Source organism: Paenibacillus beijingensis (assembly GCF_000961095.1).
In the GTDB taxonomy this organism is placed as follows: Bacteria; Bacillota; Bacilli; order Paenibacillales; family Paenibacillaceae; genus Paenibacillus_O; species Paenibacillus_O beijingensis.
The window spans coordinates 5,682,877-5,704,422 of the sequence record NZ_CP011058.1 but is presented as its reverse complement, the minus strand read 5'-3'; the positions used below and the strand labels follow the sequence as shown (position 1 = coordinate 5,704,422).

Here is a 21,546-nt window from a genome sequence, read left to right as displayed (position 1 = left end):
TTTTTTCATCGTTCATTTGCATTGCAATCATTTTCAATGCCGGTATAATTTAGATAAGGATGGGAGGGATGGAATGCATGCCGGAACAAAGAATGGACAATCGGGCTATCAACGGAAAAAGTGTTTCTATTCATAAGAAAGCGTTGGATCAGCTCATTGCCATGACGGATCAGATTACCCTGGCGGATGGACGGACGCCAACCATTGTTCCGTATCTTTCCGTTATCAGAAGCAGTCGCGAGACGCTGCGGAATCCAGGTGTTTTGACTCCTTCCTTTTGTCTGATCCTTCAAGGGGCTAAGAAGCTTTACCTTGGTGAAGATATCATTCATTACTCAGCTGGTGATTACTTGGCGTCGCTGATCGATATACCGGCTTCCGCCCAAGTCATCGGCGCTACGGAACAATCGCCTTATATCGGTTTGCGTATCGATTTTACGACGCAAGAAATCGCTTCTGTGGTCATGGAGGCGGAAATCATCACGGAATCAAAAGGGAAAGATCTGAGAGCCGGAGCTTTCATCGGAAAAACGGATGCCGAACTGCTTGATATATTTTTCAGATTATTGAAGCTAATCGATAAGCCTAAAGAAGTTCGATTTCTGTCCGAACTGATCAAAAGGGAAATGCTTTTCAACTTACTGTCAGGTGATTTTGGGCACTTATTTTTCCAAAAGGTACTCTTTGATCAAAGCGCGGATGGGGTCGGAAAGGCGATCCAATGGATCAAAGAAAATTATGCAAGTTCTTTTACCGTTGAGGAACTCGCAAAATCCTGCAACATGAGCACTTCCGGACTGCATCATAAATTCAAAGCGATCACGACAATGGGGCCTTTGCAGTATCAGAAGCAGCTCCGCCTTCAGGAAGCCAGGCGCCTGATGTTGAGCGGACCCATGGGGGCAACGACGGCCGCTTTGAAAGTAGGCTATGAAAGTCCGTCGCAATTCAGTCGGGAATACCGGAGGCTTTTTGGTCTGCCTCCTCTGCAAGATATTAAAGCGATGCGAAAAATGTCTTACGCTGGGGGATTCGAGGATAGTTAGCGATGGATGTTACATGGGAAAATAAAAGGATCTACATATTATGCACAACTAATATGTAGATCCTTTTATTTTCCGGACTGAGAAAAAAAGCATTAATCGAGGATCGGTCGTTACGAAAGGGCACTACTTCGGGTAAACTTGATTCTTATCAAATAAATTCCTAACCTGATCGGCCATAAATTGTGTGGAATGCGGCATTTGATGACGTATCCACCACTCCACAATGCCAATAAAAGCAGAGGCCATGAATTGGGCTTTTAACTCATTGTCGATAACGGGCTTATTGTCCGGCCTTTCCATTTTAGCCATAAGATTGACTGAGAAAAAATTCAGCAAACGGTCCCGGAAAAGAAAGGCTCTTTGATTGGAAAACATCGCTGAGAAAAACGGGAAATTGTCGCGAAAATAATCAAAAACCGGTGTGGGCTCATGTACCATTCCTTGGCTAACCGCATTAGCCTCCCGTTTCTTGCACAACGAGATCAATTCGTTGATGTGATCTTCAATGCATTTGTCCAAAAGGTCGTATTTGTCACTGTAATGCAGATAAATAGTGCCGCGGTTAACATTGGCACGCTCCGCTATCTCGTTAATAGTGATTTGTTCAAAATCTTTTTCCGAAAAAAGCTCCAGGAACGACTTCGTTATGAACTGCTTGGTTCGGAGAATGCGTCGATCGGTTTTAACAGCGTTTTCCATTCCTTTCGTGACCTCCTTCAGATAATCAACAATTCTGAGAGTGCTGCTGTATATAAAACAAATACAAATCAATTAACCATTGAGTAATCAGGGCTTCTGTCTATAATCTTAATCAACGGCCGTTAAATATTCAACGCACGTATTAAAGAAAAATTTTTGGTAAAGGAGCATTTAACAATGGAAAATATACGAGATAAAGTGGTGATTATAACGGGAGCCTCCAGCGGAATAGGAGAAGCTACAGCGAAGTTGTTGGCACAAAATGGCGCAAAAGTGGTATTGGCAGCCAGAAGAGTGGAACGTCTGCATGCGATTGCTAATGAAATAAAACAAGGTGGCGGCGAGGCCGTTTCTGTAAAAGCAGACGTCGTTTCTGCCGAAGATATGCAGAATTTGGCCAAGTTTACATTAAGTATGTATGGCCGAATTGATGTATTGGTGAACAATGCAGGGGTCATGCCGAGTTCCAGACTGAATGAATTAAGAGTAGAAGAGTGGGATCAAATGATCGATGTGAACATCAAAGGCGTTTTATACGGTATCGCAGCGGTATTGCCGACCATGCGGGAGCAGCAGTCCGGTCATATCATCAACCTATCGTCTACTTCCGGTTATCATGTGTCCCCGACATCTACTGTATACGCGGCCACAAAGTTTGCAGTTAGAGCCATTTCGGAAGGACTGCGCTTGGAGGAGTCTTCGACTTCGCGTATTAGATCTACCGTGATTGCTCCAGGTCTGACGAAGACCGAACTTTTTGACAGCATTACCAGCCCGGAAGTGCAGACGATAGCCAATCAGCTAAGCGGCAAAGGGATTTCTCCTTACAGTATTGCTAGAGCCATCGCGTTTGCCATTAATGAACCTGATGACACCCTAATCAGCGAAATTATGGTTAGGCCGACCGCGTTGTCTTGAACAACGATAGTTCAATGTTGCACTACGATTTTGAAATATTGAATAGATGAAAAAAGAAGATCGCTCTACCCGCAAGCTTAGCCGGGTAAGTCGATCTTTTTTTCTAAACAAGCATAGCATTAAAGCGAGCGGATTTTTTAACCCCTTGTGTTAATAGAAATGTAATAAGTGGAAAAGAAATTGGTACAGCAACTGAACTAATTAACGATTCCGGTAATTGGTATTGGCGGCGGCAGGTATTGAAGAAAAAAACACATATGCTTTAGATTCTAATGTAGTAAAAGCTTTACTAAACTAATCAATTAGTGCTATTTTTATATACATTAAGCTTTTTTCTATTAGGAGTGAGAAGGACATGAAGTGGATTTTATTACTCGTTATTATTATTCTCAACGTTGGGGTGCTACCTCTTATTAACCGAGTGCATCCCTTAATCATTGGGATGCCTTTTTTTCTGTTCTGGTATCTCTTGAGTTTGATTATTACCCCGATCCTTTCATGGTGTATTTATGTTATGGGTGGAAAGAAACAGGATCGTGAATTAAGGAGTGCTGAGAAATGACTGCATTTGTTGTTACTTGTTTCATTGTATTAGCTGTAATATTCGTCGGCTTTTTAGCCGGCCGCGATAAAGCCGCTCGCAGCTCCATTGAGCAGTGGAGTGTGGGTGGACGCAATTTTGGCGGATTATTAGTTTGGTTCCTGATTGGAGCGGATATTTATACTGCGTATGCATTCTTGGGCATGACAGGCTATGCCTATAGTTTTGGGGCACCTGCATTTTTCGCGATTGCATATCCCGTAATGGCTTTTCCAATTGCCTATTTTATTATCCCTAAAATTTGGCGATATGCGTCAAAGCATAATTTAACAACGCTTGCCGATTATGCTCGTGAACGATTTCAAAGCAAGTTGCTTGGCGTATGTGTTGCCATCGTCAGCATCGTCTTTTTAATCCCCTATATTTGTTTGCAATTATCAGGTATTACAGGTGTTGTTCAAGTGGCAGGAGAAGGTGTATTTGAAAATCCTAAAGCTGTGGGAACCATTGCTCTGATCGTATCCTTCTTCCTGGTTGCTTTATATACATTCTTTAGCGGTCTCCGTGCACCGGCTTGGACAGGCGTGATTAAAGATTTGTTAGTGTGGATTGTTTTGTTCGCGATGATTGTGACAATCCCGTATATTTGGTTTGATGGATGGGGAGATATGCTCCATCAGATCGTCACGAAGTATCCTGAAAAGCTAACGTTACCGGGAACGAGCCCAAACGGGTCGTTAAACAGTTTTTGGTTCGCGACCGCATCATTTATTTCTGCTCTTGCCTTATTCATGTGGCCGCACGGCGCAACCGGCGTACTAAGTTCGAAATCGGAAGAGGCCGTTCGAAAAAATACCGTTTTCTTATCTTTCTATAATGTTTTATTATTCTTCGTTATATTGCTTGGACTTATTGCCTTTATCGTTTTACCGAAGCATCCTGAAGATCCGTCATTTGCGAATTTCGTTTTGCTGCATTTAATTGATGCCTCTTATTCAAATCCTTTTGTTCAAGGCGTTATGTTCTCTACAATTATGTTAGCAAGCCTGGTACCCGCTTCGATCATGGTACTTGCTGCAAGTAATTTGGTTGCAACCAATATTGTGAAAGACGTATTCTTCCCAAATATTTCGGCAAGAACACAAACGCTTGTCGCACGGTTATTTGTTTTTGTGATTACAGGATTAGCTTTGTTATTCGGTATTTTATTCCCTAACTATTTGGTTCAGCTCCAATTAGAAGGGGTTAGTGGCATCGCTCAAATAATTCCTGCTGTATTCTTAAGTTTGTATTGGAAAAAACTTGCAAAAACTTCCGTTCTTATTGGTTTAGTGGCAGGTATTACGACGGTATTCCTCAATCACTTTATTTTTCATTTACCAGGATACGATGGTTTCTGGGGACTTTTAGTCAATGTCGTTGTCGTTTTTGTAGTCAATTTCTTATTTATACATGAAGCTGAAAAAAATATAAGCACAAATAAACTTATGCTGGAAAATAAATAGCGACTTGGATAAAAAGCAATGGCAATTGTAAAAATGCCCCCTATAAAGTAGACCACATAAAAAGTGTCTGCTCTATAGGGGGCATTTATGTTAAACATGATGGTTGTGCCCGGTTGCGGTACGACCTCGTCATGATTGCCCAATTATTTGAGTCCGGTACACTTAACGGTGTAAACTTGAGGCAGGACTTGTAACCGCTACCAGGTCGTGGCGAAAAGCTCGAACACACCTGACAGCTTCACCGGAAAATGCGGATTTCGAGTCGTACAATCGCAATAAGAAATGCTGTTGTTTGCCATGGCGCGAATTGAGGCAATTGTAGGAGCGGTCTTACTCAAGCGGTATCACTTGCAGGCGCCATTCCATTTTGAAAACAGAGGTGAGCTTATGGAAAAAAGTTTGGTTTTAGCGGAAATATTTACCGATAACATGGTCTTACAACGAGATTCCGGGATAAAAATTTGGGGAAGCGCACGTACAGGTAGCGAAATTATGGTCGAGTTTTGCGGTCAGCGGCAAAAAACGCGGGCATGGGGAGAAAAGTGGTCTGTCACCCTTTTACCTGTAGCAGCAGGCGGCCCATATATTTTGAGGGTTGCGGATGAAACAGATGAGGTTGTTCTCAAAACATACTCGTTGGTGAAGTTTGGGTAGCCGGTGGACAATCCAATATGGAACAGCCTCTGATCGTGACTAAAGAAGGAAAGAATGAGATTCCGGCGGCTTTCTTTCCCAACATACGCTTGTATAACGTACCCAAGCGTCCTTTTGAAGATGCGATTGTTGATGGATGGCATTTTATACACACCGTTTCATCACAAACAAGATGGGAAGAATGTACGCCTGAACATGCAGGATATTTCTCGGCAGTAGCTTTTCACTTCGCCAAAGAGATCAACCAAGAATTGAATGTCCCCATAGGTATCATCAGCTGTAACTGGGGGGGAACCTCAGCCGCATGTTGGATGAAAGAAGAATACTTAACGGAAGACGCGGGGCTCAACGTATATATTGATGATTACAATAAACACCTTGTAAATCTTAATCGCGATAAGTATGAGGAAGATTTTAAACGTTATCAAACTGAACTGAAACAATATGCACAAAAAAGAAAAGATGAATCTATTCATCCGGACCATATTGATGAATACTTGATGGATCAAAGTGCCGGGCCGCTTCCACTGCCTCCATTAGGACCTAAATCGTCTTTTCGTCCATCAGGCCTATATTATACCATGCTGAAGAAAGTCATACCCTACACCATTAAGGGAGTCATTTGGTATCAGGGTGAAAGTGATTCGGGCAGGCCTGTTTTGTATCGAAAACTTTTCGGCAACATGATTCAGAACTGGAGAGATGATTGGGACAATCCGGAACTTCCGTTTCTTTTTGTTCAGCTTGCGTCTTTTGGCAGCAACTTGTTGAAACCGGATTCATGGGCACTATTAAGGGAATCACAATCATTTGTCTCAAAAAATGTAAAGATTACGGCGATGGCGGTTACGATTGACTGTGGAGATAGGAGCAACATCCATCCTTCGGGCAAACGGTCTGTAGGGGTGCGATTAGCGCTTTTGGCCAGAAACAAGATATATGGTCAGGAAGTGGAGTGTTCAGGACCGGTGTTTCGGGATATGAAAGTGAACGAGAATAAAATGATTCTGCGTTTTGATTGTTCGGCGGAAGGACTTACTTCTATGGGAGCGTCATTGAAAGGCTTTGAAATATGCGGCGAAAATGGAAGATTCATTGCGGCAAAGGCAGTAATCATAGAAAATGCTGTAGAAGTCTGCAATGATGAAATCGAATTTCCCGTGGCCGTACGCTACGGGTGGGCAAATTACACCGATGCCAATTTATACAACGTATTCGGGCTGCCTGCAAGCCCTTTCCGTACAGACAGCTGCTAGGTACCGGATCCCTGAAAATCAATGTCGATTGATCTTCAGGGATTTTTTTTGTACTTGTAAAAATGATCGTGCAGTTAAATTGGCATTATGCACGTTTATAGAACTTACGCGCGGGAGTGGACTTTTTCGCCTTGAACCCAGACCTCTCGGATATGTTCAGGCCGGCTGAGATACATGATTTTCTGGAAGATGTCATGTAAATCTTCGTTTGCATCGAAGATGGGGAGCTTTCCCCCTGGCAAGGCGGTGTCGATCATCTGCGCGTCCCAAGCAAACCCCTCCGCCAAGCGGCCGATCGGCAGACTTAAGCTCTCGCCTCCCCCGGCCGTTGCAAGATAGAACGCTTCGTTGATCAGGATGCGTGATGCCGGAACGCCGCGTTGCTTAGCAGGAAGCGCCGGGTTCACGCCATCCTCCAGCATTCGGGAGGAAATGACGGCTTGCCGGGCGTTGTCGAATAAGCTCGGCGAAAAGCCGCCGGAGATATCGGAGCCCAAGCCGATATCGACGCCCTTGTCCAACCAGCGGGCGATCGGAATGACGCTGTTGGCGAAGTACGCGTTGGAGATGGGGCAATGGCTGATCGCCGTTCCCGTCTCGGCGAAGAGGGCCGCATCGGCTTCATCGAGGAAGTTACAATGCGCCATGACGGACTTCTCGCGCAAGAGGCCGAAATCGTGAAGAGCGAAGGCATCATGCTTGCCGAGGCGCTCCTGGACATAGCCATGCGCCCAATCGCTCTCGCTGCAATGCGACTGGATATGCGTATCGTGTTTGGCGGCCAATTCGCCTAATCCCTTCAATGCCTCGTCCGTGCAGCTCGGAATAAACCGCGGCGTGACGACCGGGTAAACGCCTTGCTTGACGGACTCTGCCAGCCGTTTGACTTCGATAATGAATTGCTCCGTATCTTCTAATGCCGTTCGTGTGTCCGCATCCCGATAGTATTCGGGGTTCTGCTCGGGATCGTCCATGACGACCTTGCCGACTAAGCCGCGCTGCCCCTTGCTCGCGCAGATCCGGGCGAGCAGCAGACTTGATTCTTTATGCACCGTCGCGAAATAGAGAGCGGTCGTCGTTCCGTTAGCGAGCAGCGCGCTCACCAAGTCGTCGTATACTTCCTGTGCGAACTCTAAATCGGAAAATTTCGATTCCAGCGGAAAGGTATGCGTATGAAGCCAGTCGTACAGCGGCACATCCAAAGCGGTACCGGCCTGCGCCCATTGCGGGGCGTGAACGTGCAAATCGATAAAACCCGGCAATATAAACTGTCCTTGGGTTAAACGCTGGAAGTTTGGCTCATCCCGATAATCGTCAAGTATCGCTTGATAGTCGGCAGCTTCAGGAGCAACGACCCGCTCGATGATGCCTTCTTCGTTAATGCAGAACAGATGCTCCCGTAAACAATCAACCTCTTTGGGGGATTTGCTGGTAAAGGCAGTCCCTTGAAAAACCTGCGCATATCGCTTCATCAATATCACCGTACCATTTCTCTACCTGAATTTATCATAAGTAACGGAGAAGACCCCCAGCTCTAAGCGAATCGTAGGTGGCGGGATAAATCCGCTCGGGTATACCCGACATTTGCTGCCCTTAAGCCCGCGACAAACACGAACGTTTCGGATATATCCCGATCGGGGACAACAAAAGCTCCTTCACCAAACTCTCCGATGATGCCGGTTCGTCTATAACCGTTTTATCTCTTCGTACCCAAGTATATCAGAACGCGCGGAAAACATTAACCTTCACCGCTTGTTCCCGGAAGCTTACGCTGCTGAAATGCAAGAGCTTCCTGTCAAGCCAGTTATGCTCGGCATGCGGCCAGCGAAACCCGGATGTGAAAGATTGGTATGGAGTGCCGTAATGTGGGAAGATAGGGTATTAAGGTCTCAAAAAAGTTTTCCGGACTGTCGCATTTTAATCCAATATATGTTAATTTATTTCTGAGGTTATTTAACAATTGGAGGTAATTCATGTGGCCAGATATTTGCCTTTTGTATTAATCCTCTTGGCTTTCAGCGCCATTTTCGGCGCGATATGGGACATATGGTCTCATGTGATGGGGTTTGTTGAAACATTCTGGACGCCAAGCCACGCCGTCATTTACTTCTCGATTGCTTCGACCGGGCTGCTGGTCATGTTTGTTGTGATTCAACAATCCATAAAGATCGGTTCTTTCTCTCCAAAGCGGATTCCGAATGTGAGAGGTTACGCGTTATCGGGAACCGGATCGCTGGTTCAACTGCTTGCAGGCGTATCGGATGAAATGTACCATAACCTTGTTGGCTTTGATATTACGATGTGGAGCCCGCCTCATGTCGCAGTTGTATTTGGTTCCGTGCTGGCGTTGCTCGGGGTCTATGAAATGCTGGCCGGAGAGACAAAACGGCTGTACAGATGGCTGGGAACGTTATTGTCTTTAGCATTGGCAATCATCACGATGCAGCTTGCCTTGATCGAGTACAGCATTACCGAAAGTTTTTCGATTACCGGCCGCTGGCAGCCTTACGCCGGCTATCTCAGCATCCTTTTATCTCCTGTTCTTGTTTATTGTTTTCTCTTGGGGTCGAAACGGTTGCAAATACCTGCCGGAACTTTGGTCGCCGGTACCGCGTTCCTCCTCCAAATGGTGATTTACTTGTGGTGGAACACCACACCGGCCGGTTACCGGTTTCCGCTTGTGCTCGTCATATCCGGATTGTTATTCGATATCGTTTATACGGCATCGAAGAGGCTTGTCTGGCGCGATTATGGCGCTGCCATTGGAGCTGTTCTCGGGATGGTCATCACGCAGGAAATACAAAACCCGCTTGTTATTAGGTGGGATTCCGTTAGTTATGCCGTATTAGCCAGCGTCGCGCTTTGCTTGTTATTTACGAACTTCGCAATTAGGAAGACGAGTTTAAAGGGTTACCATGCAGCGGGAATTGCTCTGATCTGGATGATGATCCCGGCTTTCGCACAAGCCCACGGCGAAGACGAGGCGGCGAACCTTGCGCCTGACCTTCATCCGCTGGTGGTTTTGGGTGAATTTCTGATTATCTTTTTTGTAGGCTACGCTATAGCGAATTTACTTGCGAATATCAATTTGGAAAAACCATCGGAGCTTGAATTAAAGGGTTGAAAAGATGGATTGGTTTGAAATTTTGAGGATGTAATGAAAGAAGATCGCCCTTATCCGACCTTGTGCAGATCGGAGGCGATCTTCTTTGCATTCCGGCAGATGGTAAACGCAGCAATTCTTGGTTACGCTTATAAAGATACTCATCCCGTAATGTCTAGTGAAAAACTAGATTCGAGAGTGAATTCGTTCAAACGATTGACTTAGGGGAGCCTAAAATACGGTCTGGCATATACGAAGCGGGTAGGCTCGGAAGTGCACCGGTCATGTACTTGGACCTCCGGCCCCGATGGGGCGCCGGATTTCTTTCGCTGCGACAAATAACCATTCAGCTTTCGCTGCTTCGATAAAAAGAAGGAGAGATTCCTTCCACCGTCTTGAAAAACCGGCTGAATGCGTGGATGTTGGAAAAGCCCATTTTCTCCGAAATGACGCTGAGCGGATCGGTCGTAAACTGGATCAGGTGGCGGGCGGCATGGACGCGCATGAGATGGTGATACTGGATCGGGCTCATGCCGAAGGCTTTCTGGAACAGCCGTCCCAGATAGTGCTTGCTGATGCCGGACATCTTTGCGATTTCGTCCAGGCTTACTTTGCGATTGGTGTTGTGCATCAAGTACTGCTTGACGTGCATTAAAGCATGCATATTCGTCTCCAAATGGGGGTTCTGGCTCCAGTAATTTTCCCGCAGCAGTTGAATCCACAGCTGAATAAACATGCCCTTTACTTTGAACTCATAGAAGGGCATCTTCGTTTCGTATTCGTAAATAATGTCCATCAGCATCTTCTCGATGAGGATCGGATTTCGCAGCCGCAGCCGGCTCGGCAAAATGACGGGCATTTGCTCAATAATATCGGCCCGGAACAAGAGCTGCTCTTCCGGCGCGATTTCTTTCAGCGTACGAAAAGAGACTTTTACCTTCTCGCTGTCCTCCCCATAAAAGAAATCAAAGTGAATATGCGGCTGCCGCAGCCGCCTGCCCTCCACCTTCACAAGCTTATGTTTCTGTTTGGGTCGGAACAGGAAGATGTCGCCGCGCTCGCCGTCATACACTTCATTTTCAATGGTCACGATGATCTTGCCTTCCATAATGTAAAGCAGCTCATAATCGAACAATACCCGTTCCTGTATCACCCATGGACGATCGACAATATTATCCATGGCGACACGGATATAAGGCGATATCTGATGCAGAATCATTCGGATCACCCTCCCGGATCAAGTGCCGCGCAACGGTTCAGCATGATTTTGAACCGCTAATGTAAGCGTATCAAAAAAGCGAGAAATGATAAATAAATTATTCGCTTTGCTAAATACATGCCGAAAGAATGGAGTTATTATTAATTCAGGCCCAAAAAGAAAGCGCTTAATTTCCAGTTTAAAAACTTTAGGAAATAAGGGGGAATAGCAGTCTATGAAAAAAAGCTTATCGCTCATTGTGATGGTCTGTCTGCTCATGCTGAGCCTTGCCGCTTGCGGCAAAAGCGGCTCAAATTCGGCCGATAGTGCAAGCGCTAACAAAACCGCAAATACCGATGGTACCAGTGCCGGTGCGGGCGGCGAAAGCGCGAAGCCGGTGACACTCTCCATTTCCATGCATGTGGCAAACGTCAAGGATCAAGAGCCTTATATGTACGGGATCGTCCAGAAGTTTCAGGAAAAATACCCCAATATCAAAGTCGATCTTTCCGGTTCCGACACGGATGATCATGTCAAAAAAATGAAAATGATGGCCCAGTCGGGTACGCTGCCGGATATTTTCTGGATGCTCCCGGCACCGGCCAAAGAAATGAACAAAGCGGGCTTGCTCCTGGACCTGACGGAATTTCTGAACAGCAATCCGGAGGTTGCCTCCGGCATCGACGCCAAAATGCTGAGCGGTTACCAGGAAGACGGCAAGCAATTCGGATTGCCTTATCAGGCGCTTGTCACAGGGCTGTGGTACAACAAAGCATTATTTGATAAGTACGGCGTCAAGGTTCCGGAGACGTATGACGAACTGCTCGCAGCGGCAAAGGTTTTTAAGCAAAACAATGTCGTCACGATTGCCAAAGGCGCGAAGGATACGTTCAGTACGTGGGCGTTCCTCGGCATGCTGACGCGCTACGGCTTCTTTGACAAGCTCGACAAGATTCAAGCGGGAGATGAGAAGTTTGACAATCCGGATTTTCTGAACTTTTTTAACAAAATTGATGAGCTGCGTGTAAGCGGCGCGTTTCCGGACAACGTGTCCAGCCTCTCTTATTTCCAGGCAGTGGAAATGTTCACGTCCGGTAAAGCGGCAATGCTGGATGCCGGAGTATGGGAGACCAAAAAAATCGAAGGAAGTCCGGTAGCGAAAACAACCGGCTTCTCCTGGGGCCCGACGTTCTCGGACGGCGTGGGCAACCAGAAGATCGCGATGGCCGTTGCGGCCGCGCCGCTTGTCGCCAGCTCCAAAGTGCAAAAAGACGCCGCCAAGTATGATGCCGTCCAGAAATTTTTCGCCTTCTTCTACAGTCAGGAAGGGGCCGCCGTCATGGCTGAGAATGAAGCGCCCCCGGTCGTCAAATATACGGGCAGCGTAGACAAGGAAAAATATCCCGTCTATGCGGATGTCATCAGTAAGCTGAACGAAGCGGGCTGGGAACGTCCTGCCGCCCAGCCGGACCTTGTCCTGTCGGAAGCGGCAGCAAACCAGCTGAATGACAGCATTTACGGCGTGATCAACGGTATTTACACGCCGCAAGAAGCATTGAAGCTGATCGACAGCAAGTCGACAAAATAAAGGATGCGCGCCTGCCGGCACCGTTTGAAGTGCCGGCAGGTCATCCGCCGCATCCTGAGATAAGGAGTGAATGCCATGGTCTGGCTGAGCAAACGCAGATATATACTGGCGCTGCTGCTGCCTGTCCTGCTCGTATACGGTTTATACATCATCCTTCCGGTGCTCGTGTCCTTTTATTACAGTCTGACGACCTATACCGGCATTGGCGCGGCCGTATTCGTCGGTCTGGACAACTACAAGCAGCTGATCGATGACTCGCTGTTCTGGATCTCGCTTAAAAACACCTTCATTGTGCTGGTCGTGTCGGTGGTGCTGCTCCTTCCGGGCGCATTCCTTCTCGCCCTTCTCCTTAATGCGAAAATTAAAGGCGGAAATGCGGTAAAAGCGTTGAACTTTGCGCCCAGTATTATCGCGCCCATTCTGGTGGGGCTGATCTGGGTATTCATTCTGGACCCGCAAATGGGCCTCATCAACGTGCTGCTGAGGCGAATCGGTCTTGATCCTCTTGCCCTTTCCTGGATCGGCGGCAGGTCATTAACACCGTATTCGGTCGGATTTGTCTATTCGTGGCAGACGATCGGGTTTCTGGCGACCATTTTTCTGGCGGGACTCAAAATGATTCCGAAAGACGTGTACGAATCAAGCTCCATCGATGGCGCGAGCAAGCTGCAGCAATTATTTTTCATCACCATCCCCATGCTGAACGAGGCGGTCAAAATTAATGTCGTGCTTATCATAACAGGCGTCTTCAAAGTATTCGAAACCGTTTTTCTGCTTACGAACGGCGGACCGAATCACCTTTCCGAAGTGATGGTTACGTACATGTACAATATCACCTTTACGTCTGGCGAATATGGTTACGGCATGTCGATTGCAACCGTTACGTTCCTGTTAACGATGGTATTCTCCCTGATCTATCTGGGAGCAAGCCGCAGAAACGTCGAGGACTAGAGAGGGGGTTCCGAGGTGAATCAATTGGCAAAGGCAAAGGTGAGTGCAACGATTGCGGTAAGCGGCAAACGGGTACGCAAAGAGGCGATACATCCAAGAAGCAGCGTGCCGCTCACGATTTTGGCCTATGGAGTCACATTTCTTGTCATGCTTCCTTTACTGTGGATGGTCCTTCTTTCTTTCAAATCGAATGAAGACATATTGAATAATCCGTTCAGCCTCCCGCGGGTCATCAGCTTTGAGAACTACGCGAGAGCTTTGGAGACGCTTAATCTCGGGTTGCTGTATCGAAATACGCTCGTCATCGCAATCGTTACAATCGTGTTTGAAATTTTAATTACGTTCATGAGCTCCTATGCGCTTGCGAGAATGGTTTTCCGTTCCGAGAGGTTAAGGCGTTCGGTCACCGCTTTCCTGCTGATGGGGCTTGCGATACCGGCCTTCATTCTGTTGTTTCCGGTTTATCGGATTACGATTATGCTCGGGCTTAACAACAGCTATACATCGCTGGTGCTTCCTTATATCGCAACCTCCATCTCGTTCAATACGCTCTTGTTCACGGGGTTTCTGAGAGGATTCCCGAGGGAAGTCGAGGAGGCGGCCGTCATTGACGGCTGCGGGTTAATTTCACTGGGGAGGTCGGTAGTGTTCCCGATTGTCATGCCCGTCGTCGCCACCGTGTTTATCTTTAACGTGCTGTACATCTGGAATGAGTTTCCCTTCGCCGTCACGCTGATCAGCGATGATTCGCTGACCACGATCTCACTTGGCATTTCGCAATTCAAGGGACGGTTCAATATCGACTATGGCGGCATCATTGCCGCGAGCATGCTCATCATTATTCCGCAGCTCGTCTTCTTCGGCTTCTTCCAGCGCTTCATTATGGAAGGCATGACAGCAGGCGCGGTGAAAGGCTAGGCCGTGCTATTAACTTAAGCAACACCAACTTCACATATAAAAGAAAAGGAGAAATCATGCATGCAAAGCCAATCTCTCAATCTGCTTGATCAGCTTACCAAGGTCAAAGAAGTCCGTTCCGCGCGCTTTTCCAGCTGGGATCAGGATGGCCGCAATCAGGACTACTGGATGATTCCCGCGGGCGAGTCCGTCGTACTCGGCGAAGTGGAAGGGCCGGGCAGCATTAGTCATATTTGGATGACCTCGTTCTGCCGCAGGATACATGGCCCAAGCGTTCTCGACCCGTCAGGCGGCGGCAATATCGCTCCGGTTAATGAAATTCATAATGCACTGGGCGTGACGTGGGAATCCGCCGATACGGCTTGGTACCGGAAAGTGCTGATCAAGATGACGTGGGACGACCAGTCTCATCCGAGTGTGCTCGTTCCTTACGGCGATTTCTTCTGCATTGGTCATTCGATGCCCGGCAATTTTGCCTCCATGCCGATTACCGTATCGGTCAAGCCGGAGGAGCAGTTCAAGTTCGGAGGCGTTGCTTCCGTCAACTGCTACTTCCCGATGCCGTTTAACAAAAAAGCGAAAATTGAAATCATCAATGAGAACGATGTGCCGTTCGGCCTCTACTTCCATATCGATTACGAGCTGTACAAGCAGCCGCTTCCTGACGATACGGCATACTTCCATGCCCAGTGGCGCCGTGAGAATCCGTGCGACGGCTGGGCTCCGGATCTGCAGGTGAATACGCCCGAAGTGAACCGGGTGGCGAACCTTGACGGCGCAGGGAACTATGTCATTCTGGAGGCCGAGGGCAATGGGCACTACGTCGGCTGCAACCTGTCGGTTACCCATTTTCAAGGCAGCTGGTGGGGCGAAGGCGACGATATGATCTTCATTGACGGCGAGGAGCTGCCGAGCATCGTGGGCACCGGCGCGGAGGATTATTTCAATCATGCATGGGGGATGCAGAAGAACGCTTTTCCTTTCCATGGCTCCATTGTTCACGAGAGCGACGTGCCCGGCTATCAGGTTTCGTACCGCTTCCACATTACCGACCCGATTCATTTCTCGGAAAGCATTAAAGTGACGATCGAGCACGGCCACGCCAACCATCTGTCCGACGACTGGTCTTCCACAGCTTACTGGTATCAGACGCTTCCTTCGAAGCCGTTCGGCATTTTGCCGGTGGAAGAGCGCATCCAGCTGATGCCTCAGTTCCCGAGCCCGGGCCCTCTGAAGCAAGTTGCATTGAACGCCGAGATGAAAGAGTCGTACGAACTCGCCCGGAAGCGGATGGACAGCTATTCGGAAGGGCGGACGGCTCAGGTGGAAAAGAAAGAAGGCCGTGTGGCCGGACATTCCAAAGGGAACATTGAACAAGGCAAAAACATTCGGCAATCGTTTCGATAATACGGAAAGGGCGCTGGGACGGACGTTTCCTGCAGCTGAAGCCGATAGGAGGATAACCATGAGCTTTACGGCCAAGAACCGGACCCCGCATCGCGAGGCTTTGCTGAAAGCGGAGCAGTCCATAGCTAAAATCAAAGATGCGGTAAGCAGAGACTTGACGCGACTGAAGTATCATTTTATGGCACCTGCCTATTGGATTAACGATCCGAACGGCCTGATCTTTTACAAAGGCGAGTACCATCTCTTCTATCAGCATTATCCGTACGGCGCTGAGTGGGGCTCCATGCATTGGGGACATGCAAAAAGCAAGGATTTGGTCCACTGGGAGCACCTGCCGATCGCCCTTGCGCCCAGCGAGCCCTACGATCTGCATGAGCGGGGAGGCTGTTTCTCGGGCAGCGCGGTTGACGATAACGGTGTGCTTTCCGTCCTGTACACGGGCACGATCATTCAGGAGGATGGCACGGTCATTCAAAGCCAATGCCTGGCCACCAGCGAAGACGGCATCACTTTCCAAAAGTATGATGGAAATCCGGTTATTTCCGTCCCGCCGGAAGACGGCTCGGCCGCTTTCCGCGACCCCAAGGTGTGGAAGCATGACGATACCTGGTACATGGTGGTCGGTTCCCAGAAGGGCGATATCGGAAAAGCCCTCCTTTACCGGTCGCCGGATCTCCGCAAATGGGACTATGCCGGTGTGCTCGCCGAGAGCGACGGGACGATGGGATACATGTGGGAGTGCCCGGATTTCTTCCCCCTCGGTGACCGGCATGTCCTCATGTTCTCGCCGATGGGGATGGGGCAGCACAAAACGATCTACCTGGTAGGAGATATGGATTACACCACCGGCCGCTTCGATTGGGATACAATGGGCGATGTGGACCTTGGTTTCGAATACTATGCGCCGCAGTCCTTCCTTGACGGGCAAGGACGGCGCATCATCATCGCATGGCTGAATGCGTGGGACTGGATGCCCTGGTTCAAAAATTTCGGTCCGACCGGGAAAAACGACTGGTGCGGCGCCATGTCGCTTCCGCGGGTGGTGGAACTTGACAAGGATGGAAGATTGAAGTTTACGCCGGTCGAAGAGCTTGAGGTCCTTCGCAGGGACAGCTACCACCAGGAGGCTCTTGTCGTCCGGCCGGGCGTACGGACACTGCCCGACTATGTGGGCAGCGACTGTCTTGAAATTAAGGTTGAATTTAATCTGGACGGCAGCTCAGCAGAAGAGGTGGGCTTTGTTCTAAGAGCCGCCCGGGACCGGAGCGAGCAGACGCTGCTCGTGTACAACCGCGCAGCCAATGAGCTCCGTTTCGACCGTACTAAGGCCGACGGATGGAGTGAGGGCATCCAAACCGCCCGATTGGAAAGGTCCGGAAGCGATCCGCTGCGCCTTCACATTTTTGTGGACACCAGCGTCATCGAAGTGTATGCGGACGACTACCGTACCGTAATGACCAACAACATCTATCCTGATCCGGCAAACGTGGACCTGGACATTTTTGCAGCGGGGGGTTCCGTTACTGTAAACGCAGTCGATATCTGGAAGCTGCTGTCTGCATGGTAATCGATCTTGGACGCCCGGTTGGCATCGCGTATGCCGGCCGGGTGTTTTTTTTGTTTAGGAATTGTGGATATAGAGCATCGCTGGCAGCGATGGGATCGTAGGTTCAGCCCGCGCGGACGGAATGGACGACCTTCGAGCGCTAACGGCTTGGAAAGACGTTAATGTGCTCAAAATGCCCTTTTGCAAAATTTAACGGTTGTCAGAGACCTTATTTGAAGGTTTCCGTTGAAATATGACCATTCGTGCATACAATAAAGGCGCTCAGCTCCGTTAAAATTTCAAATGGGTCATTTTCATTCAATTAGCGGCTATGGCAGCCGTTAGGAAATAACCTGGCATCCATCGCCCCCCTCATCCGGAACGAATCGAACCGGACGGAGTCGAACTGAGCCTAAAGGTGCGGCACCGCTGATTTCCGCTTTACGTCAAAAAAAATGGGGAGGGATAGCAGTAATGAAGGCAATTCGATGCGGCAACAAGATATGGAGCTTGCCCGGGCGGTATTAGTGACAAGGCAATGGCGTCAGCATCGTAAGCGCCAGTGTTGCATGAGGTATAAAATAAAGGTATATTTATCTTTATGTTAAGATTATGAATTTTGGTAGTGCGGTTTGAGGAGGTACGATCATGGATAATCGTGAACTATCGTTAAAGCTTTTTGTGGTTCTTTCCAAAGCCTATAAAGTCGCTATGGATCATGCCGTTAAAGATATGAAAAAAAGAGGATTGTCCGCATCCGAATTTACCGTATTGGAACTGCTCTATCATAAGGGTAAAATTCCTTTACAACGTTTAGGTGAGAAGCTTCTTGTAACTAGCGGAAGCATTACGTACACCATCGATAAGCTGGAACAGAAAGGTTACTTGAAACGAGTTGCAAGCCCGGAAGACAGACGTGTGACGTACGCGGAAATAACAGCGGCCGGTACAGAGCTGTTCGATCAATTATTCCCACCGCACTCGGAAGTGATTGAATCCATCATGCAGGGACTTACGGTAGAGGAAAAACAGATCGCCATTACGTTAATAAAGAAAATAGGATTTTCAGCACAGGAATATAAACCGTAAATAATACCATCTCCCGTTGCGGCGAGATGGTATTATTAGTTTATAGCGATCAAGCCTAATCAAATCACTACACCCAATAGAAAAGCTGGTGTCATGATGTTTACTTTTAGAGATGCACACAGAGAAGATTTCCAATTGATCTCGACCTTTCCGCAAAATCAAATGGAAGCCTATTTTATGTTTCCGCGTGGAGGTTATCCCCTTCATCCTGAGCAACTATTTGAAATCGCGCAGAATCGCTTATTACCTACAGTTATCGAAAGAAATAATAAGATCGTTGGATACTGCAATATTTATGATCGAACAGAGGGCGAGAGCTGCTGGCTGGGAAATGTCATTATTAATCCCGAGTTTAGAGGTATTGGGGCAGGAAAGCATTTAATCCGTGTCATAAAAGCCCGGGCAAAAGAGGAAATAAAAGTGAACGAAATCAACTTGGTCTGCCACAACATCAATACGAAAGCGCTGCTCTTTTATTATAAGCTAGGTTTTAAACCCTTTGATCTAAAGATCATGAAAGACTTTAATGACAATGAAATAGCAGGGATCATGATGAAAAGCAAGTTATAGAATCAGGAGGGCCAATTGGAGATAATTGAGCAACTCGAATTAGAAAGCAGGAGGCGGAATAATTGATTACGATTAATGGAATGGATCCCGTAGAATGAAAAATCATTGGAGGGTCAATGAAAATAAAGCTCAAACATTTTTTTACGGCGGTAGTCTTAAGCATCATTCTCAACCCATTTTTTGTTAGCTACTATCATTATCATAAATATAATATCAGCGATCGACATCTTACGGAATTCGAGAGCAATTTATATGCGATAACGAATCAAAGAAACGAATTTATGATGACCGATGTTAATTAGACGATGATATTTATCATAATTTGGTATTTTTAAAAGGGGAAAAGATTGTCCTTGATATCACACTGGATCGAGCACAAATTGATTTTACACCAATCAAAGAATTAGTAAAAAGCAATCCATCAAAGCTTTCGGTTCATAAGAAAGAAAATAGGGTTATTATTGAACATGATTAAGATCGACATTTCTGATGAACATATGATGATCGGGACACAAAGTCAAGAAGATCGCCTGTTGCTGGCCAAGCTGGCCGGATATAGGCGATCTTTTTCATGGCAAGACAGCCCTGAGCATAGCAGCTGCGACGTGTACATATAATGCATTGACTGGATTGCAGCACAGAATGAAGGATGACGGCGGATTAATTATTGCGGCTCCTCAGGCGGATCTTCCAATTTAATAAAATTTACGTGCTATTAACGGTCAGATAATAATTAAAGACTAAAATAGTCCATAGTGCATGCATGACAGCTATAATATGATGTTCGGGATTGATCTGGGAGTTCGGCCGAATCTATTGACCGATGGTGTGCTTCGCGGAATTCTGGCAACCGCACTGCAGCACAAGGACCGGGTTATTATGGGGAATGTGGATCTCAAAGTGACTTGGAAATAACAGATGGAGCGTGCAGCTTATGAAAATCGCGATCGTAACGGAAACGTTTTTGCCCTCGACTGACGGCATAGTGACGCGCCTTTGCGCCACAATCCGGTGGCTGCGGCTAAACGGTCATCATGTTTGTATTATTGCACCGGATCTGGGTGTAACGGAATTTGAGGGTGCCAAAGTGGTAGGAATACCGGCGCGCTCTTTTTTTCTGTACCGGGACAAGAAGCTGGCTTATCCGAGCCGCAAATTGAAGCTGGCCTTGAAGCAGTTCGGACCGGATCTGATTCATGTCGTGAATCCGGCTCTGCTCGGAGTCGCCGGCATCTTCTATGGACGCCGGTTAAAGCTTCCGATGATCGCCTCCTATCATACGCAAATTCCACATTACGCGGACTACTACGGTCTTCCTTTTTTGAAGCCGGTTCTATGGTGGTTTTTCCGGACGCTGCACAATCGGGCCGATCTCAATCTTTGTCCATCCCAAGCGATTCAAACCGAGCTGGTGGCGAAACGCTTCCGCGACGTTCATGTTTGGAAGCACGGCGTAAATACGGAGCTCTTCGGTCCTGACAATTATTCCGAATCAATGAGGGATTATTTGACGGGCGGGCAGACCGGCAAAATAATGCTGCTTTATGTAGGAAGGCTTGCTGCCGAGAAAAATATCGAAAAGCTGCGGGACATTTTGGATTCCTCCCCTGACTATTGTCTGGCGCTGGTCGGGGATGGACCGCACCGCTCTTTTTTGGAAAAGCATTTCCACGGTACGAATACGGTCTTCGCCGGATTTATTCATGGTTCTTCGTTGGCGCAGGCTTATGCTTCTTCCGATATATTCGTGTTTCCGTCAACGTCGGAAACGTTAGGTCTGGTCTTGCTTGAAGCGATGGTGTCGGGACTGCCCGTCGTGGCTGCAAAAAGCGGACCGACAAACGAGCAGATAGAGGATGGCGTTACAGGTTTTCTGTTCGAGGCCGAGAATACGGACAGTATGAAGCGTGCTGTAGAGAAGCTGGCCGATCCGCATGTAAGAGCGGCCATGTCGAGCAATTCGCATGCGACGGGCAGCAGGTTTGGCTGGTCCATGCCTTCGGAGCAGCTGCTCGGCTTTTATTCAAACGTATTAAAGGCAAAGCAGCGTATCCCTTCGGGTCACAAAAGACAGTTTGCCACATTCAGCTCAATCGGCCTGTTGAACGGGCTTATCGATTTATTGTCGTTGAACCTGCTGCTTCAGCTATGGAAGTCGCCAAGCGCCGTCGGATTAATTATGATTAATACAATCGCCTATGCGCTCGCGGTATTGAACAGTTATTATTGGAACGCGAATTTCACGTTTCAGCAGGATGCATCTTTTACGTCTATCGAAAAAATCACCTTTTCTTTTCAAGCGCTACTCAGTCTGCTTATCAGCAACGCCGTCTTTTTGCTCAGTGTGTATATGTTCGGGCTTCTAACGCTTCCTTTATGGCTCATCCACAATGCGGCTAAAGGGCTGTCGATGGCAGTATCCTCCGTTTCCAGCTTTTTTATGATGAAATATGCGGTGTTCAGGTTGAAGAGGTAACCGAAGATTGCGGCTGAGTTTAAGAAAAAGAAAGAGCTCAAAGCGAGCAGGACACAGCGCATCCTGCTCGCTTTGAGCTCT

At 47.7% G+C, this 21,546-nt stretch carries 18 protein-coding genes; 15 read left to right on the top strand and 3 right to left on the bottom strand.

From position 1 onward, the window contains the following. Positions 1-77 precede the first annotated feature (77 nt). Positions 78-1,046, top strand: coding sequence for an AraC family transcriptional regulator (locus VN24_RS25865; protein ID WP_045672785.1), 969 nt, complete (start codon positions 78-80; stop codon positions 1,044-1,046). Positions 1,047-1,169: 123 nt separating this feature from the next. On the opposite strand, the gene VN24_RS25860 is transcribed toward VN24_RS25865, so the two are convergent. Then, on the bottom strand, positions 1,170-1,745 hold the full coding sequence (locus tag VN24_RS25860; protein ID WP_045672784.1) for a TetR/AcrR family transcriptional regulator: 576 nt from the start codon (positions 1,743-1,745) through the stop codon (positions 1,170-1,172). 177 nt (positions 1,746-1,922) lie between these two features. Here VN24_RS25860 and VN24_RS25855 point away from each other — a divergent pair, with 177 nt between their 5' ends. The 5 genes from VN24_RS25855 (at position 1,923) to VN24_RS25840 (ending at position 6,619) form a co-directional block, all read left to right on the top strand. Next, positions 1,923-2,663 carry an SDR family oxidoreductase gene (locus VN24_RS25855; RefSeq protein WP_045672783.1) on the top strand — a complete coding sequence of 247 codons (741 nt, stop codon included), beginning with the start codon at positions 1,923-1,925 and terminating at the stop codon, positions 2,661-2,663. Between the two features lie 355 nt (positions 2,664-3,018). Beyond that, entirely contained in the window at positions 3,019-3,225 is a 207-nt protein-coding gene (locus VN24_RS28755) for a DUF3311 domain-containing protein (RefSeq protein ID WP_045672782.1), read from the top strand. Next, complete coding sequence (locus tag VN24_RS25845; protein WP_045672781.1) at positions 3,222-4,709, top strand: sodium:solute symporter family protein; 1,488 nt, start codon at positions 3,222-3,224, stop codon at positions 4,707-4,709. Before VN24_RS28755 ends, VN24_RS25845 begins: the two co-directional genes overlap by 4 nt. A 387-nt stretch (positions 4,710-5,096) precedes the next feature. After that, positions 5,097-5,363, top strand: a complete 267-nt coding sequence (locus tag VN24_RS26650; protein WP_148505314.1) for a hypothetical protein — start codon at positions 5,097-5,099, stop codon at positions 5,361-5,363. A 17-nt stretch (positions 5,364-5,380) separates the two neighbouring features. Continuing rightward, a complete protein-coding gene (locus VN24_RS25840) occupies positions 5,381-6,619 on the top strand; it encodes a sialate O-acetylesterase (protein ID WP_052703153.1) in 1,239 nt (412 codons plus the stop codon). A gap of 104 nt (positions 6,620-6,723) precedes the next feature. On the opposite strand, the gene guaD is transcribed toward VN24_RS25840, so the two are convergent. Next, positions 6,724-8,091: a guanine deaminase gene (gene guaD / locus VN24_RS25835; protein WP_045673715.1), complete on the bottom strand. Its 1,368-nt coding sequence runs from the start codon at positions 8,089-8,091 to the stop codon at positions 6,724-6,726. 503 nt (positions 8,092-8,594) lie between these two features. On the opposite strand from guaD, the gene VN24_RS25830 reads away from it, so the two are divergent. Then, positions 8,595-9,743 (top strand): hypothetical protein, encoded by a 1,149-nt coding sequence (locus VN24_RS25830; protein ID WP_045672780.1) that lies wholly within the window; start codon positions 8,595-8,597, stop codon positions 9,741-9,743. A 325-nt stretch (positions 9,744-10,068) separates the two neighbouring features. Here VN24_RS25830 and VN24_RS25825 read toward each other — a convergent pair whose 3' ends face one another. Continuing rightward, entirely contained in the window at positions 10,069-10,941 is an 873-nt protein-coding gene (locus VN24_RS25825; RefSeq protein WP_045672779.1) for an AraC family transcriptional regulator, read from the bottom strand. Between the two features lie 214 nt (positions 10,942-11,155). On the opposite strand from VN24_RS25825, the gene VN24_RS25820 reads away from it, so the two are divergent. The 8 genes from VN24_RS25820 (at position 11,156) to VN24_RS25780 (ending at position 21,465) form a co-directional block, all read left to right on the top strand. After that, the gene (locus VN24_RS25820; RefSeq protein WP_045672778.1) at positions 11,156-12,508 is read left to right on the top strand and encodes an ABC transporter substrate-binding protein; all 1,353 of its coding nucleotides are present in this window, start codon (positions 11,156-11,158) and stop codon (positions 12,506-12,508) included. A gap of 75 nt (positions 12,509-12,583) precedes the next feature. Then, positions 12,584-13,459: a carbohydrate ABC transporter permease gene (locus VN24_RS25815; RefSeq protein WP_045672777.1), complete on the top strand. Its 876-nt coding sequence runs from the start codon at positions 12,584-12,586 to the stop codon at positions 13,457-13,459. Positions 13,460-13,474: 15 nt separating this feature from the next. Further along, on the top strand, positions 13,475-14,377 hold the full coding sequence (locus tag VN24_RS25810) for a carbohydrate ABC transporter permease (RefSeq protein ID WP_238590779.1): 903 nt from the start codon (positions 13,475-13,477) through the stop codon (positions 14,375-14,377). A 60-nt stretch (positions 14,378-14,437) separates the two neighbouring features. Then, on the top strand, positions 14,438-15,784 hold the full coding sequence (locus VN24_RS25805) for a glycoside hydrolase family 172 protein (protein ID WP_045672776.1): 1,347 nt from the start codon (positions 14,438-14,440) through the stop codon (positions 15,782-15,784). 58 nt (positions 15,785-15,842) lie between these two features. Next, complete coding sequence (locus VN24_RS25800; RefSeq protein ID WP_045672775.1) at positions 15,843-17,351, top strand: glycoside hydrolase family 32 protein; 1,509 nt, start codon at positions 15,843-15,845, stop codon at positions 17,349-17,351. 627 nt (positions 17,352-17,978) lie between these two features. Next, entirely contained in the window at positions 17,979-18,419 is a 441-nt protein-coding gene (locus VN24_RS25795; RefSeq protein WP_045672774.1) for a MarR family winged helix-turn-helix transcriptional regulator, read from the top strand. A gap of 93 nt (positions 18,420-18,512) precedes the next feature. After that, positions 18,513-18,989 carry a GNAT family N-acetyltransferase gene (locus tag VN24_RS25790; RefSeq protein ID WP_045672773.1) on the top strand — a complete coding sequence of 159 codons (477 nt, stop codon included), beginning with the start codon at positions 18,513-18,515 and terminating at the stop codon, positions 18,987-18,989. 934 nt (positions 18,990-19,923) lie between these two features. Then, positions 19,924-21,465 (top strand): glycosyltransferase, encoded by a 1,542-nt coding sequence (locus tag VN24_RS25780; RefSeq protein WP_082084139.1) that lies wholly within the window; start codon positions 19,924-19,926, stop codon positions 21,463-21,465. Positions 21,466-21,546 lie beyond the last annotated feature (81 nt).